Consider the following 15,322-nt stretch of genomic DNA (forward strand, 5'->3'; position numbering starts at 1 on the left):
CTAATCTTAATCAAATGTTAATATAATTCATAAGCTGCTGATAACGGTCGGCAGTGTCGTCAAATGCAGCTATGGTATTATGGGTTTCAAGAATTAAATAGTTGTGTCTTAGGAATGAATTCAGTAAGGCATTGATGTTTGACTTGTCGACTTTAAGGGTAACTTCAATGTTGTCACTTTCCAAATTTATTTTAGTTGCGCAATTGAGGATTCTGCAATTGTCACTTTCAACAAGGTGCGCAATCTGTGAAAGTGAAAAATCGTGTAGGCCAGTCGCCAACACAATAATAGCACCAGATTCATTTTGTGATTGAATTGAACTTATTGCCTTTAATATATCCAATTGCGTTGACACACCAATATATTTGTTGTCTTGATCTAAAATAGGAATGATTGTGCTATTATATACCGTTATCATCACCAGGGCATCATAGGGGTGTTGATTGAACTTCAGCTGTATGGGGGCCGTATTTATTTTTATGGAAGAAAGGGGAGCATCTTCATCTTCCGCATCCAATAAGATGGTTTCATTAACCAGGCCAATATAGTCGTCACCATTTAAAACGACTAATTCTTTACAAAGCATATCTTGCAGCTTCTCTAGCGCTTGTTGTATTGAATCAGCATTTTGAATACTGAAATCAGCATTTGAAAGAAATTGACTTATTAGCATACTCAAACTTAATAAAAAAACTAGGTGAAAAGAAATTTTACAGGATCAGATTTATACTTAATTCGTTGATTGCTTGTAATACCTAAAACAGGAAGCACAGAGAACGAATACATTATTGCAAATAAGTACAATTTTAAAGTTTAAAATTGTACTTTTATTACCATTCTGTTATTATTTTTGTCAACGAATTGGGATAGGCCTAAAAACTGGGCTTAAACGGAGGTGAAGTATTTTTAATTGGAACAGTAAGATTGATGATCACAAGCGAGAGTAAAAAGTTTATTGATATACGTGAAGTTATTCACAAAAAAAATGCGGGCCTTGCTAAATGGATTCCGTCTTTTTTACTTAATTATTTAAAAAGGACAATTCATGAAGACGAGATAAATGATATTATGACGCGCTTTGCGGATCTTCAGGGCCTGGACTTTGTTGATGCATTGATCAACGATCTGGATGTCAAGGTCAATTTGTATGGGGCAGAAAATATTCCAGTATCGGATCCGGTTATTTTTGCGTCCAATCACCCTTTGGGCGGATTGGATGGAATTGCATTTATGCACGCTATAGGTAAATATAGACGCGATGTGAAATTTTTGGTTAATGATATTCTTTTAAATATAGGTAATTTGAGGCCTTTGTTTGTCGGTGTCAATAAGTTGGGGGGGCAGGGGAAACAGGCTATTTCTGCGATCGAGGAGGCTTACGGAGCGGATGATGCGCTATTGGTATTCCCTGCTGGTTTGGTTTCCAGAAAACAAAACGATGGCCGTATAGAAGACCTAGAATGGAAGAAAAGTTTTATTAGCAAAGCAAAAAAATATAAAAAAGATATCATTCCGGTCCTGATTGACGGTAAAAACTCTAAGTTTTTTTATAATTTTGCAAGGCTTAGACAGAAATTGGGTCTCAAGGTAAACATTGAAATGTTATATTTACCTGATGAAATGTTTGCTCAACGCGGACATACCGTCAATATTATAGTAGGAGAAAGAATCCCTTATACAGCGTTTGATCAATCAAAAAACGAAAAAACTTGGGCTGAGGAAGTGAAAAGAAGGGTTTATGGATTGGCTCAAGAAAAATAGAATTTATGCAAGAAATTATACCTCCAGTTGATAGAGAATTATTGAAGACCGAATTGAATAAAGAAGTCTTCTTACGATATACCAACAATGGAAATAACGAGATATACTTAATCAACTATCATAATTCGCCAAATGTCATGCGTGAAATTGGGCGTTTGCGGGAGTTGACTTTTCGTGGCGCAGGGGGAGGTACAGGACTTTCAATTGATATCGATGAAAATGATACATGCGAAGATTGTTACGATCAGTTGATCGCATGGAATCCCGAAGATGAAGAGGTGGTTGCCGGTTATAGGGTGATCAAATGTGCCGAGGCTGGTGAAGTAAACGGCATACCCAATTTATCAACAGCACATTATTTTCAGTTTTCCGAATTATTTACGAATGAATATCTACCTTACACCATAGAGTTGGGGCGGTCGTTTGTACAGCCTAAGTACCAACCAGCCATCGACAATAGAAAAGGAATTTTTTCATTGGACAATCTTTGGGACGGTTTAGGGGCTTTGGTGATGCTTAACCCTGAAATTAAATACCTCTTTGGTAAAGTGACCATGTATCCGCATTATAATAAAGATGCACGGGATATGTTGCTTTATTTTATGGACTATTATTTTCCTGACCATGATAAATTGGTTCTTCCTCTTCCGGAATTGGAAATCAAAAATGATTACGATCGCTTTGTCGGCGTATTTGATGGGCTGGATTATAAAGAAGGATATAAGGTGTTAAATAGCCATGTGAGAGCATTGGGAGAGAATATTCCACCGTTGATCAATACCTATATGAACCTATCGCCTACGATGAAATCATTTGGCACTGCACGTAATGATGAGTTTGGTACGGTAGAAGAAAAAGGTATTTTGATTGTAATTGATGATGTGTATCCCGTGAAGAAGGAACGCCATATGAATACGTTTGATCGGGATCGTGAATACGGTCATAGAAAACCCAAGCGTGGATAATAAAATAAAAGGGATTCAATTTTTGAATCCCTTTTATTTTGTTCGTGCAGCTCGACCTTGATTAGGCCGGTTTTATACAGGTATACAGTGCAAAGGCTAAAATGGCGCCCAAGATCGGTCCTAGGATTGGAATCCAGGCATAAGACCAGTCGGAGCTACCTTTTCCTTTGATTGGCCAAAGCGCATGAAATAAGCGCGGGCCAAAATCCCGGGCAGGATTGATGGCATATCCCGTAGTTCCGCCTAGGGAGAGGCCGATGGCCCACACGAGGAATGCAACGGGTATCGCACCAAGGGAGCCCATGCCAATGGGAGCTGTTTTTCCGTCAATGGTGACATCTTGACCCGTTATGAAGAAAATTACAAAAATCAACACAAAGGTTCCGATAATTTCACTTGCCAGATTTGTTGATGTATTTCGGATGTTGGGTATAGTAGCGAAAACACCAAGTTTGGTCGTTTGGTCTGCTGTTGCATCGAAATGGTCTTTGTGCATGATGTAGGTCAACATCGCGCCACAGAAACCACCGGCAATTTGTGCGAGAATATAGCCAGGTACTTCCATCCAAGGGAGGCCATGATTAAGGGCTACGGCAATGGTTACCGCAGGATTGAGGTGGGCTCCGGTATATGGGCCGGCAAAAACAACACCTACATACACTGCAAGTGCCCATGCGGTCGTGATTACAATCCACCCTCCATTTTCTCCTTTTGTGCCTTTTAAGATAACGTTGGCCACAACCCCATTGCCTAAAAGAAGGAGAAGGGTGGTGCCGATAAATTCTGCTAAATAATGGTTCATGCTTGTTGGTTAGTTTTCGGTCCAGTATTGTAATGCTTTGACTCCCTTGGTCCAGAGCTTAATAATCTTTTTTGTTTGCTCTTCTTGCTCTGCTTCAGGTTCAAATATACGATCCTGTGCCCAAAACTTAGAAATCTCATCCTCATTTTTCCAGAATCCCACGGCCAGTCCGGCGAGGTATGCTGCCCCCAAAGCTGTAGTTTCTGTAATTTTGGGGCGTACAACTTTGCTGTTTAGTACATTGGCCTGAATCTGCATAAGTAGATTATTTGCTGTTGCACCGCCGTCTACACGCAATTCTTTGATCGGTATGCCGCTATCAGCTTCCATGGCTTGCAGCACATCACGAGTCTGCAGGGAAATTGCCTCTAGCGAGGCGCGTGCAATATGACCATTGGTTGTTGCACGCGTAAGGCCAAATAGTGTACCTTGTGCACGAGCGTTCCAGTATGGAGCCCCCAGTCCGGCGAATGTAGGGATAAATGTGACACCGCCATTATCTTTTTCTGTCAGCGCTAATTGCTCTATGTCTGCCGATTTGTAGATGATGTTGAGATTGTCGCGTAGCCATTGGACCAGTGCGCCGCCGATAAATATGCTCCCCTCTAAGGCATATTCTGTTTTTCCGTTGATTTTCCAGGCGACAGTCGTTAAAAGGTTGTTCTTTGAACGGATTGGTTTATCCCCGATGTTCATTAACATAAAACATCCAGTGCCGTACGTGTTTTTGACCATTCCCTTTTCAATACATTGCTGTCCGAACAGTGCCGCCTGCTGGTCGCCAGCAATTCCAGCTATCTTGACTTTGTGTGCAAAAATTGTTGTCCGTGATTCCCCATATATTTCACTGCTTTCTTTTACTTCGGGCAGCATGGCGACGGGGATGTCAAATAATTCGAGTAGCTCCTTATCCCATTCCATGCTATGAATATTAAAGAGTAAGGTGCGGGAAGCGTTTGTTACATCCGTAATGTGAGCATCGCCCCGGGTGAGGTTCCAGACGAGCCAAGTGTCAATAGTTCCACAGATTAATTCCCCGTTTTGTGCTTTTTCCCGGGCACCTTCCACGTTATCCAGAATCCATTTTATTTTGGTTGCAGAAAAGTAAGGATCTAATATTAGGCCTGTTTTTTTCTGGATCATCTCATGTTTTCCAGAGCTACGCAACTCGTCGCAATAATCTGCTGTGCGTTTATCTTGCCATACAATGGCATTGTAGATGGGTTTTCCTGTTTCTTTTTCCCAAACGACCACAGTTTCCCGTTGATTGGTAATGCCAATGGCGGCAATATTTTTGCCGTTTAACCCTGCTTTTGTGGTTGCTTCTGCAGTGACACCTGCCTGTGTTGACCAGATTTCATGTGGATCGTGTTCAACCCATCCTGGTTGTGGGAATATTTGCGTAAATTCCTTCTGGGCAATGGAGACTATATTTCTGTCTTTATCAAAAATGATAGCTCTGGAGCTGGTGGTACCTTGATCCATTGCCAAGATGTATTGTTGTTCCATAATTGAGTAATTGAGTATTGCTGGTTATTTTGTATTACTTTAAGATATAATTTTTTGCAACATTTTGAAAATGCGTTATTTGATCATTTTGCCAATCTTCATCTTTTTCCAGTTCCTGGGCGAGTATTTTTGCGACATCAGGTGCAGCTTCAATTGCAGCTTTCGCATCAAGAAATAGCATCCGTACCCGACGGGATAGCACATCTTCCACAGTCCTGGCAAGTTCATTGCGTGCTGCCCAAACAACTTCGGCCTTTTTGAACTCAAGATGTGGGATTAACTTTTCGTTCCATTCGGGATTTTCCTGAGCCAATGCATTGATCATTTCTTGGTCGGCACCGTAAATATACATATGATTGCTTCTGTCGGACGTTGGAATGGCGCTATAGATCTTTTGTGTGGCAGACCGGCTTTCTTTTTGAGGTAAACAACCAATTTTTATCGCTTTGTCTAGGGTATCTTGGCCCATTCGACGGAATGTTGTCCACTTTCCGCCAGTTAAAGTCAGTAATTTGGAGTCGCTAACAATAACCTTGTGGCTTCGTGAGATCTCTTTGGTTTTGTTTGAGTTACCTGTAGGGGCTGCCAGTGGACGGAGGCCGGCGAATACGGCCAATGCATCCGCTCTTGTTGGTTGTTTTGTCAAGTAACGTCCCGCCGTTTTCAGAATAAAATCGATCTCCTGCTCCAAAGCTACCGGTTCAAGGCTATGCTCGTCTATCGGTGTATCCGTTGTTCCCACAATGACTCGATTATGCCAAGGTACTAGAAAAAGGACCCGTCCATCATCCGTTTTTGGAATCATAATGGCATCGTCGCCCGGGAGAAACGACTTGTCAAATACAAGGTGAACACCCTGGCTGGGGCGTACCATTTGTTTCGCTTCAGGTCTATCCATTTTTAAGATATCATCGACAAATATTCCTGTAGCATTGATAACAGCTTTGCCTTGTATGGTGAAAACTTCACCAGTTTCGGTATCATTGGCGATGACACCGTTTATTCGTCCATCGCTGTCTTTGCTGAGGTTATTGACCCTTACATAATTTAGGGCGACTCCGCCCATTTGTATACAGGTCTGCGCAACGTTGAGCGCAAGCCTGGAGTCGTCAAATTGTCCGTCTTGATATACCACGCCACCATATAGCCCTTTAGGTCGTACAGTGCTTATGCGATTGAGCGTTTCTTCTTTATTGATATGAATGGATTTTCCCAAGCTTAATTTACCTGCCAAAAGGTCATATATTTTCATTCCAATGGTGTAAAATGGGCCATCGAACCAGCTGTAGTTTGGAATGATAAACGATTGGTTTTTAACAAGGTGTGGAGCATTTTTTTGGAGTAAACCTCTTTCATGAAGCGCTTCTTTAACCAATGAGATGTCGCCTTGAGCCAAGTAGCGTACACCACCGTGAACAAGCTTTGTTGCTTTGCTTGAAGTGCCTTTTGCAAAATCAACCTGCTCCAATAAAATTGTTTTGAACCCTCGGCTTAAGGCATCTAATGCAACACCTAATCCGCTGGCACCGCCGCCTATGACGATAACATCCCACGCGCTCGTATCCCTTATTTTTTCTATCAGTTTTGACCTGTTGAATTCTTGGTGTTTCATTTTGTTTCGTTTTGGATTTTTGTAGTGAATCTTCTGTGCTTCTTTTACTACTTCCTTTACACTAAGTTATGCTATATTTGTTAAATTTTAAAGGAAATTAAATAATATTTATGTTAAGGTCAGGTGTTTGTTTTTGTTTTGTTTTGTTTTTATTTTAGCAAAAGGAAGTCTTTTTGGTTTTTACGGGTGATAGGGTATAGCATATCAACAGGTTGCCTTTTTTACTTCTCCCCAATGGCGGTATTTTGAATGACACCCCTATCCTGATCACCTAAGGTCATGTATATAGGGCTTAATCGCGTTTTTATGAATCCGCTGAAATACGGTCCGTTGTAGTCCTGGGTGTTTTTTTTCATGGTCAATAGCTATATCATGTTTAACGATTATGTGCTGCTTATGTTTTGGTTTGGGGAAATGATTTTGTAATTTTAGATTCGTATTTAATTTATTTATGATGAGAAATATAAGATTATTACTGTGTGGAGCTATTGTGTTTTTGGGGACGGTACTCGTACAGTCCAAAGCGTTCTCACAGCAGCTTGCTACAGCTCAGGATCTTTCGAAGCCTTACAATCCAGATGCCAATGCACAGAATGATATTGATCAACTATTGGTTCAAGCAAAGAAAGAAAAGAAAAACATCGTCATTCAAGCCGGTGGGAATTGGTGTGTCTGGTGTTTAAGATTTAATGAATATATCCATAAAACGGCAAGTGTCGACAAGTTGTTAAAGAGTCATTTCCTCTATTATCACCTCAATTATTCAAAGGAAAATAAAAATGAAGCTGTGTTTCAAAAGTATGCCCCTGAAGGCAATAAACTAGGTTATCCATTTTTTATTATTTTGGATAGAAATGGAAAAACATTGCATGTACAGGAGAGTGGTAGTCTGGAAAAAGGAAAGGGCTATGATGAAGAAAAAGTGCTTAATTTCTTTAAAACTTGGGTTGCAAAATAGCAATTATCGACTTTGGGATTTCTAGTCGCGCTAAAGGAAAATACCCAGCAATCCTTTCCTAAACGACGATACATTCTGAAAGATCAGTAGCTTTCCTTTGTACCTGCTTCGTATCTGCTTCGGATCATCAATAGATCTTGTACAGATGCTGTACAGATATTGTCCAGTCTCCAAACAGGAAAAGTCTGTAGACTACTAGGTCAACAGTCGTAACGGAATTGGGCAGCTCCGAACGTGGTCCGAAGCAGGTACGAACACAATATGAATAAAAGCCAGCTGTCTTATACTGAAATAGGTTTACATCTACCGAACAGCTTACTATATAGATTTTACAATCTATTTTTTTCTACTGGATATGGTTGTCATTGTCTGTGATTTTGCCTTTAATTTACGCCCGATTGTAAATAATGGCGGATAGGCTGAAAATAAAAGGTCTCGTTCCTAGAAACGAGACCTTTTTATTTTGGCTTAAAATAGCTCTTTTTTACGAGGATATTGTTTTGATCCCCCAATGACGAGCGTGCTTACTCTTGGTAGAATATCTTATTGGTAGCCTAACAATTTCATTACTTGTTTGGAGTTTTGCTCCTCACCGAACACCTCGTAGTTGAATGTTTCATCTCTATTGCGGCGTACAAGCACATGTTTGGGTGAAGGAAGTAAGCAGTGGTGGATGCCTCCATATCCGCTTAATACATCTTGATAGGCGCCTGTATGAAAGAAGCCCAGGTATTGAACCTTACGGGTCTTCGGCATAAATACCGAGTTCATATGCGCCTCCTGATTGTAATAATCCTGTCCATCGCATGTGATGCCACCCAAATTGACGCGTTCATATTCTGAATCCCAGTTATTGATCGGCAATAGAATGTATTTTTGATTCAATGCCCATACATCCGGCAAATTTGTAATGAATGAACCATCAATCATAAACCAACGTTCGCGATCGTTTTGTTGCTTGCGCCCCAAAACTTTATAGAGGATACCTGATGCTTCAGCAACAGTGTATTTGCCAAATTCAGTAATAATGTCTGGTTCCATCACTTCATGGTGAGCACAGATTTGTTTGATACGGTTGACGATCTCATTGACCATATATTCGTAATCAAAGTCGTGTACCAATGAATCCTTAAATGGCATGCCACCACCGATATCTAGGGTATCTAAATCCGGGTTTACTTTCTTGAATTTACAATATAAAGTAACGTATTTCTCTAATTCGTTCCAGTAATACGGGGTGTCCGAGATACCTGAATTAATGAAAAAATGGAGCAACTTTACTTTAAAGTTTGGATTGTCGGCGATCTTGTTGTTATAGAATTCAACGACGTCTTCCTGGCGAATCCCTAGGCGAGATGTATAGAATTGAGAATCTGGTTGCTCTTCGGAAGCAACGCGGATACCTAAAGCACAAGGCTCATCCAATTCGATTTCATCATCATAAAGGTTAAACTCCTCTTTGTTATCCAGCACCGGTATAATGTTTTTATATCCATCGTGGATCATATCAACAATATATTGTTTGTACTGGTAGGTTTTGAACCCATTACAGATCACTGTAATGTCTTTTGTTACTGTGCCCTGTCTTTCCAATGAATCGATCATCGGCATATCAAATGCAGATGAAGTTTCCAGGTGGATATCATTTTTCAAAGCTTCCTCTACGATGTGCTTGAAATGGGATGACTTGGTACAATAACAATATTTGTAAGATCCGCGATAGTTGTGTTTCAGAATTGCGGTCTGAAAGAGGATTTTCGCTTGCTGAATTTTTTTGCTGACGATAGGCAAATAGGTAAAACGTAACGGCGTACCGTACGTTTCTATCATTTCCATTAAATTCAAATCGTGGAAATACAATTCGTCGTCGATGATTTCGAATCCGTCTTGCGGAAAACCAACACTTAAGTCAAGAAATTCCTGATAGCTCTGCATTTTTTATTATTTTTGCAAAGATATACTTTAATGGTGAATACCTAAATAAGGAATGTTATTTATTTCCAATTCACTATCAGGAAGTTGTAAAAATTACAAAATCATTAAATGGCAAATTCTATTCAAAAGCGACTTGTTGAAGTCACTGTACAGGCAGTAAAAGAGCTTTACAATGCAGATATTTTAGAAACTCAAATTGCTTTACAAGCTACCCGAAAGGAGTTTGAGGGACAAATTACAATCGTAACTTTTCCCGTAACGCGCTTTTCGAAATCTTCTCCGGAACAAACCGGAAAGGAAATTGGTGCTTATTTGCAACAGCATATCGCTGAAATATCAGATTTCAATGTGATAAAAGGCTTTTTGAATATTGTTCTTTCCGATGCTTACTGGATCACGTTGTTGAATCAGACCATAACGGCGAAGGACTTTGCTGTATTTCCTGCGAACGGGAAAAAATTGATGGTGGAATACTCTTCTCCAAATACCAATAAACCACTGCACTTGGGACATATCCGTAATAACTTATTAGGATATGCTGTTGCGGAAATCCTAAAAGCGTATGGTTATGATGTGATCAAAGCAAATTTGGTGAACGATCGTGGTATCCATATCTGTAAGTCCATGTTGGCCTGGCAGAAATTTGGTAACGGTGAAACACCCGAGTCTACTGGACTTAAAGGCGACCACCTTGTTGGAAAATATTACGTTGTCTTTGACAAAGAATATAAAAAGGAAATCGAGGCATTGAAAGCTGAGGGGCAAACCGAAGAGGAAGCAAAGAAAAATGCACCTTTGATGAAGGAGGCACAAGCGATGTTGCAACAATGGGAAGCCGGTAATGAAGAGGTGATCTCCCTTTGGAAAACCATGAACAGTTGGGTGTACGCGGGGTTTGAAAAGACCTACAAACAATTAGGCGTCGATTTTGATAAATACTATTATGAATCCAATACATACTTGTTGGGTAAAGATATTATCCAGGAAGGTTTAGATAAAGGGGTTTTCTTTAAAAAAGAGGATAACTCCGTATGGATTGATCTAACAGACGAAGGATTGGATCAGAAGCTTGTGCTTCGTGGCGACGGTACTTCGGTCTATATTACACAAGATTTGGGGACAGCACAATTGAAATATGATGAATTCAAAATGAATGATTCTATTTATGTTGTCGGTAACGAACAGGATTACCATTTCAAGGTATTGTTTTTAATCTTAAAAAAACTAGGTAAAGCCTGGGCTGACGGATTGTTCCATTTATCGTATGGGATGGTCGACCTTCCTTCAGGTAAAATGAAATCGCGGGAGGGAACAGTTGTTGATGCGGATGATTTAATGGCTGAAATGCTTAAAACTGCACAGGTACGTACTGAGGAGCTTGGCAAGACTGGCGGATTGGACGAGGAATCAAAAGCTGCTCTTTACGATACGATCGGAATGGGAGCATTGAAATATTTTCTATTGAAAGTGGATCCTAAAAAACGTCTTTTGTTTGATCCAAATGAGTCTGTCGATTTTCAAGGTCATACAGGGCCGTTTATTCAATACACGCATGCGCGTATCAAATCTGTTTTAAGTAAAGCTGAATTCGATTTTGACAGTGCTGTGTCTGTACCGGCGACGATTTCCTCTTACGAGCGAGATCTAATTCAGCAATTAGGTGCGTTTCCGGAGGCTATTGAGGCTTCTGCGCAAGAGTTCAGCCCGGCGCAATTGGCAAACTATATCTATGAAGTAGCCAAGTTCTACAATAAATTCTATCATGAAGAAACGATATTGAAAGCGGAAGATCCTGATGTAAAGAACTTTAGATTGCATCTTTCGGCTTCTGCGGCAAAGGTTATCGCCAAAGGGATGAACTTATTGGGTATTCATGTACCTGAAAGAATGTAATGCTATGAAGAAAATTCGCGTAGGACTTATTGGTTTTGGAATTTCAGGTCAGGTTTTTCACGCTCCCGTGATGCGTTCGATAGCTGAACTGGATCTTGTTAAAGTGACCGCCCGGAAAGCAGATCAGCAAAGTTTGCTAAAGGAACGCTATCCACAGGCAGCAATTGCTTTGTCGGCAGATGATATTTTTAATGATGCAACCATTGATTTAGTCGTGGTTGCGACTTCCAATGACATGCATTATCCTTTTGCAAAACGTGCTTTGGAAGCAGGAAAACACGTTATTGTCGAGAAACCATTTACGAACAATGTAGAGCAGGCCGATGAGCTTATCGCGCTGGCTAAGGAGAAAAATCTGATTTTGGCGCCTTATCACAATTTAAGATTCAACTCCGATTATCGAACGTTAAAGAAAGTAATTCAAAGTGGACGATTGGGAAGAATTGTAAATCTGGAAGCTAGGTTTGATCGTTTCCGCAATTACTTGAGACCAAATGCGTGGCGTGAAGAGCATTTACCGGGTTCGGGGATATTCTACGATTTGGGCTCGCATCTTATCGATCAAACTTTACAATTGTTTGGAAGACCAGATGCTGTTTTTGCAGATTTAGCTATTCAACGGGATCATGCGAAAACCATTGACAATTTCGACTGCTTATTGTACTATGATGACTTACGGGTATCGCTGAAAGGGTCTATGCTTACAAAAGAACCTACACCTCGATATCGTGTCTTTGGCATGAACGGAAATTTTGTAAAATATGGTGTCGATCCACAGGAAGCTTTACTGCGCGATGGTAAATTTCCCGATGAAGATCCAACCTGGGGACAAGAAGATCCAAGTCTATACGGCAAGCTCAATATTGTTGAACAGGGGAATGATATTGAAGAAATGATTCCTTCTGAAATAGGTTCTTATCCTGATTTTTATCAGAACGTTGCGGATAGCATATTGGGAAAAACTACCTTGATCGCATCGGCGGAACAGGCGCGGGATGTCATTAAAATTATTGAATTGGGGTATCAGAGTCAATTGGAACGAAGAGTTGTTTCTGTTGAAAATACATTGATTGCTTATTAGAGTGTTGCTGTGAGTATACTATACGATGCCATCATTATTGGGGGGGGAGCCTGCGGATTGATGTGTGCAGCCCAAGCAGGGCTAATTGGGAAGAAGACCTTGGTCCTTGAAAGAAACGATAAGGTCGGTGCGAAGATCCTGATTTCCGGAGGTGGGCGCTGTAATTATACAAATATTGGTAGCAGTCCCGCTAATTTCATTTCTGAAAATCCAGATTTTTTGCACGGTATATTCAAACAATGGACCGTGGACGATACCATTACATTTTTTGAACAATATGGTATCGTGGGACATGAAAAAACACTGGGACAGTTGTTTCCAGAGACCAATAAAGCAAAAGATATCGTTGCTGTATTTTCTAAAATTTTATACGAGACAGGGCAGGATATAGCCTTGAATACCTTGGTCAAATCTGTAGAAAAAAACGATAATGGCTTTGTGGTAACAGTAGAAAATGCAAAAGGTGAGTCCCGATACCATGCCCATAAAGTGGTTGTTTCTTCCGGTGGGCTTCCGGTGCAAAAGCTTGGGGCCTCAGACTTTGGAGTACGCTTAGCTAAACAATTTGGTTTGAATGTAGTCGGTACAGCGCCTGCATTAGTCCCTTTGACGATAACTGGAAAAGATGCGGATTGGTATAGTTCTCTGGCTGGAAATTCGGTGTTCTCGAAAGTGTCTGTTGCCGGAATGTCTTTTGAAGAGAATATTCTCTTTACACACTGGGGATTAAGCGGACCTGCAATTCTTCAAATATCAAGTTATTGGCGGCCTGGACAGGAGATTACGATTGATCTCTTGCCTAATTTTAATTTGGATAATCTGATTAAACAGGAGCGACAATACGGTGGGAAACGACTTGTTTCACAATTGCTAAACGATTATTTCAGCAGGAAATTGGTCGACGCCCTTGGGAAATTTTTGGCCTTGGATACCAAAATCGCCTCACTGAGTAAAGCTGATGCGAAGTTGATTGTCGATACGATCCATCGCTTCAAGGTAAAACCTGCGGGAGATAAGGGGTATGATAAAGCTGAGGTCATGCGTGGAGGAGTTTCAACGGAAGAGCTTCACTCCAAAAGCTTAATGTCTAAAAAAGTTGAAGGCCTTTATTTCGGAGGGGAGACTGTTGATATTACAGGATGGCTTGGCGGCTATAATTTCCAATGGGCTTGGGCTAGTGGTTACGCCATCGCCCAAGATATTTAGGTGTGTGAGCTATTATTCATGTTGTGAATTTGATATCTTATCGACAGATTTCTCAGCATAGAGTTCTGTGGCAGCTGTCAAGCGCTGTTTTATTCTCGTTTGTAAATTTCTTGGCGAGAGTACTTTAATGGATTCGCCAAAACCTAAAATTTCTCTTTCCAGTTCAAAGTTAAGTACAACATCGATGCGAATTAAGATTGAGCCATCCTCCTTTTTGTCTAAAATCTGCTGTGAAGGATGTAAGGGTTTTGTTGCTACATAAGGTGCATTTTTTGCATTGACTTGCAATATCACCCGCTGGCCGCGGTCTTTTTGTGTCTTCGTTACGCCTATGGTATCCGAAAAGTAACGTTCGAAATCGACCCCTGTATATTCCTTGTATGAATTTTTGCCCATTTCCTCGATGGCATTGATTCGATCAAGCGCCAGCGTCATTAATCCTTCATTCTTTTTATGCTGACCAATTAGAAACCATCGATTCCGATATTCTTTTAAGAGATAAGGGGAGAAGACCAGATCCTGCTGTTGTGTTGCTTTGAACGATTGGTAGCTGATCAGGAGTGGTGTTTTTTCACGAATGGCTTGATGCAGCGGGCTGATAAAAGAAAGGCCTTTTAGCAGGTTGTTACTTTCCATTTGTATAATGGAAGGTGAATTGTCCTTTTTGGTATGGATGCTATCTTCAAGCCGTGCAACAATATCGCTCATTTCATCAAAACTGGAGAAACCGCTCACATGCTTAAGTACTTCTACTGCCTCCTTCATTTTTTGCATGTCACCGACGGAAATCGGTGAATTGCTAATGCTATAGTTGGGATCTTCATAGGTGTAGAATTTTCGGTGCAACACCACAATAGGCGCATTGTAGCCAAGTTTATTGCTACGCATGAGTTGAATATCACCTTGTATGGTACGTTTACTTATCCCATTTTTGATTCCTTCAAATTCATAAAGTGCATCGGAAACCTTTTCCATGAGATCTTCCAAGGTCCATTTACGATGTCGCAAGCGAAGGCAATGGTCAATCGTTTTATAACGTATGAGGGCTAGTTTATTGAGTGCCATGTTTTTTTTGTTAGATTGAAAATACAAAAACTTTCTTTATCTACGCAAGGTAATTGCGTAGATTTTTGTGCCTGTGATGCTAAATGAATGGTCTTTTCGAAATTGAAAAGAAATTCGGGTTTATCCGAGTAAAATAGCTACTTTTGCGCAGAAGCAAACTGGTTCTATCGCTGCTCTTTTTTGAGAGGAGAGGAAAGTCCGGGCAACATAGAGCAACACGCTTCCTAACGGGAAGGCTGTTATGAAAATAGCAGACAGAAAGTGCCACAGAAAATATACCGCTTTTCGGAGTAAGGGTGAAAACGTAAGGTAAGAGCTTACGGTCTTGTATGGTGACATATATTACGGTAAACCTCGTGTGTTGAAAGACCAAATAGGTTGCGAAATTCGAAGGCTGCTCGTCTTCTTTCAATGTATTGGAATTCGTAATGGGTAGGTTGATTGAGTTTGTCAGCGATGGCAAATCTAGATAAATGATAGAAATTCCACTTCGGTGGTCTACAGAACCCGGCTTACAAGGTTTGCTTCTTTTTGC

At 40.6% G+C, this 15,322-nt stretch carries 13 protein-coding genes and 1 other RNA gene; 7 read left to right on the plus strand and 7 right to left on the minus strand.

Annotated elements, in window-relative coordinates:
- Positions 1-10 precede the first annotated feature (10 nt).
- A complete protein-coding gene (locus tag B3600_RS20940) occupies positions 11-673 on the minus strand; it encodes a CBS domain-containing protein (protein WP_046671932.1) in 663 nt (220 codons plus the stop codon).
- A 254-nt stretch (positions 674-927) separates the two neighbouring features.
- On the opposite strand from B3600_RS20940, the gene B3600_RS20945 reads away from it, so the two are divergent.
- Entirely contained in the window at positions 928-1,761 is an 834-nt protein-coding gene (locus B3600_RS20945) for a 1-acyl-sn-glycerol-3-phosphate acyltransferase (RefSeq protein ID WP_112374399.1), read from the plus strand.
- Between the two features lie 5 nt (positions 1,762-1,766).
- Complete coding sequence (locus tag B3600_RS20950; RefSeq protein ID WP_046671934.1) at positions 1,767-2,726, plus strand: GNAT family N-acetyltransferase; 960 nt, start codon at positions 1,767-1,769, stop codon at positions 2,724-2,726.
- Between the two features lie 61 nt (positions 2,727-2,787).
- Here the strand turns inward: B3600_RS20950 and B3600_RS20955 are convergent, their stop codons facing one another.
- From B3600_RS20955 to B3600_RS20970, 4 genes are all read right to left on the minus strand, one after another.
- Entirely contained in the window at positions 2,788-3,528 is a 741-nt protein-coding gene (locus B3600_RS20955) for an MIP/aquaporin family protein (protein ID WP_286754283.1), read from the minus strand.
- A 9-nt stretch (positions 3,529-3,537) separates the two neighbouring features.
- Positions 3,538-5,037 (minus strand): glycerol kinase GlpK, encoded by a 1,500-nt coding sequence (gene glpK, locus B3600_RS20960; RefSeq protein WP_286754284.1) that lies wholly within the window; start codon positions 5,035-5,037, stop codon positions 3,538-3,540.
- A 34-nt stretch (positions 5,038-5,071) separates the two neighbouring features.
- Positions 5,072-6,649 (minus strand): glycerol-3-phosphate dehydrogenase/oxidase, encoded by a 1,578-nt coding sequence (locus B3600_RS20965; RefSeq protein WP_286754285.1) that lies wholly within the window; start codon positions 6,647-6,649, stop codon positions 5,072-5,074.
- Between the two features lie 221 nt (positions 6,650-6,870).
- Positions 6,871-7,005, minus strand: a complete 135-nt coding sequence (locus B3600_RS20970; protein WP_286754286.1) for a hypothetical protein — start codon at positions 7,003-7,005, stop codon at positions 6,871-6,873.
- 95 nt (positions 7,006-7,100) lie between these two features.
- Here B3600_RS20970 and B3600_RS20975 point away from each other — a divergent pair, with 95 nt between their 5' ends.
- Positions 7,101-7,607 carry a thioredoxin family protein gene (locus B3600_RS20975; protein WP_236586101.1) on the plus strand — a complete coding sequence of 169 codons (507 nt, stop codon included), beginning with the start codon at positions 7,101-7,103 and terminating at the stop codon, positions 7,605-7,607.
- A gap of 543 nt (positions 7,608-8,150) precedes the next feature.
- On the opposite strand, the gene B3600_RS20980 is transcribed toward B3600_RS20975, so the two are convergent.
- On the minus strand, positions 8,151-9,542 hold the full coding sequence (locus B3600_RS20980; protein ID WP_046675638.1) for an arginine decarboxylase: 1,392 nt from the start codon (positions 9,540-9,542) through the stop codon (positions 8,151-8,153).
- Positions 9,543-9,650: 108 nt separating this feature from the next.
- On the opposite strand from B3600_RS20980, the gene argS reads away from it, so the two are divergent.
- From argS to B3600_RS20995, 3 genes are read left to right on the plus strand one after another with little or no spacing between them, the layout of a single operon-like run.
- Entirely contained in the window at positions 9,651-11,435 is a 1,785-nt protein-coding gene (argS, locus tag B3600_RS20985; RefSeq protein WP_070569227.1) for an arginine--tRNA ligase, read from the plus strand.
- 4 nt (positions 11,436-11,439) lie between these two features.
- Complete coding sequence (locus B3600_RS20990) at positions 11,440-12,516, plus strand: oxidoreductase (RefSeq protein WP_115049488.1); 1,077 nt, start codon at positions 11,440-11,442, stop codon at positions 12,514-12,516.
- Between the two features lie 15 nt (positions 12,517-12,531).
- Entirely contained in the window at positions 12,532-13,722 is a 1,191-nt protein-coding gene (locus tag B3600_RS20995; RefSeq protein WP_286754696.1) for an NAD(P)/FAD-dependent oxidoreductase, read from the plus strand.
- Between the two features lie 12 nt (positions 13,723-13,734).
- On the opposite strand, the gene B3600_RS21000 is transcribed toward B3600_RS20995, so the two are convergent.
- Entirely contained in the window at positions 13,735-14,787 is a 1,053-nt protein-coding gene (locus tag B3600_RS21000) for a helix-turn-helix transcriptional regulator (RefSeq protein ID WP_286754287.1), read from the minus strand.
- 151 nt (positions 14,788-14,938) lie between these two features.
- Between B3600_RS21000 and rnpB the strand changes: the two genes are divergently transcribed.
- Positions 14,939-15,318, plus strand: an RNA gene (gene rnpB, locus B3600_RS21005) — RNase P RNA component class A.
- The last annotated feature ends 4 nt before the right edge of the window (positions 15,319-15,322 follow it).

Source organism: Sphingobacterium sp. UBA2480, from assembly GCF_002341965.1.
GTDB classification, from domain to species: Bacteria; Bacteroidota; Bacteroidia; order Sphingobacteriales; family Sphingobacteriaceae; genus Sphingobacterium; species Sphingobacterium multivorum.

Bases quoted from the DNA above. Each gene is read 5' to 3' on its own strand.
- B3600_RS20940 (WP_046671932.1), bottom strand. From the start codon at position 673: ATGCTAATAAGTCAATTTCTTTCAAATGCTGATTTCAGTATTCAAAAT.
- B3600_RS20945 (WP_112374399.1), top strand. From the start codon at position 928: ATGATCACAAGCGAGAGTAAAAAGTTTATTGATATACGTGAAGTTATT.
- B3600_RS20950 (WP_046671934.1), top strand. From the start codon at position 1,767: ATGCAAGAAATTATACCTCCAGTTGATAGAGAATTATTGAAGACCGAA.
- B3600_RS20955 (WP_286754283.1), bottom strand. From the start codon at position 3,528: ATGAACCATTATTTAGCAGAATTTATCGGCACCACCCTTCTCCTTCTT.
- glpK (WP_286754284.1), bottom strand. From the start codon at position 5,037: ATGGAACAACAATACATCTTGGCAATGGATCAAGGTACCACCAGCTCC.
- B3600_RS20965 (WP_286754285.1), bottom strand. From the start codon at position 6,649: ATGAAACACCAAGAATTCAACAGGTCAAAACTGATAGAAAAAATAAGG.
- B3600_RS20970 (WP_286754286.1), bottom strand. From the start codon at position 7,005: ATGAAAAAAAACACCCAGGACTACAACGGACCGTATTTCAGCGGATTC.
- B3600_RS20975 (WP_236586101.1), top strand. From the start codon at position 7,101: ATGATGAGAAATATAAGATTATTACTGTGTGGAGCTATTGTGTTTTTG.
- B3600_RS20980 (WP_046675638.1), bottom strand. From the start codon at position 9,542: ATGCAGAGCTATCAGGAATTTCTTGACTTAAGTGTTGGTTTTCCGCAA.
- argS (WP_070569227.1), top strand. From the start codon at position 9,651: ATGGCAAATTCTATTCAAAAGCGACTTGTTGAAGTCACTGTACAGGCA.
- B3600_RS20990 (WP_115049488.1), top strand. From the start codon at position 11,440: ATGAAGAAAATTCGCGTAGGACTTATTGGTTTTGGAATTTCAGGTCAG.
- B3600_RS21000 (WP_286754287.1), bottom strand. From the start codon at position 14,787: ATGGCACTCAATAAACTAGCCCTCATACGTTATAAAACGATTGACCAT.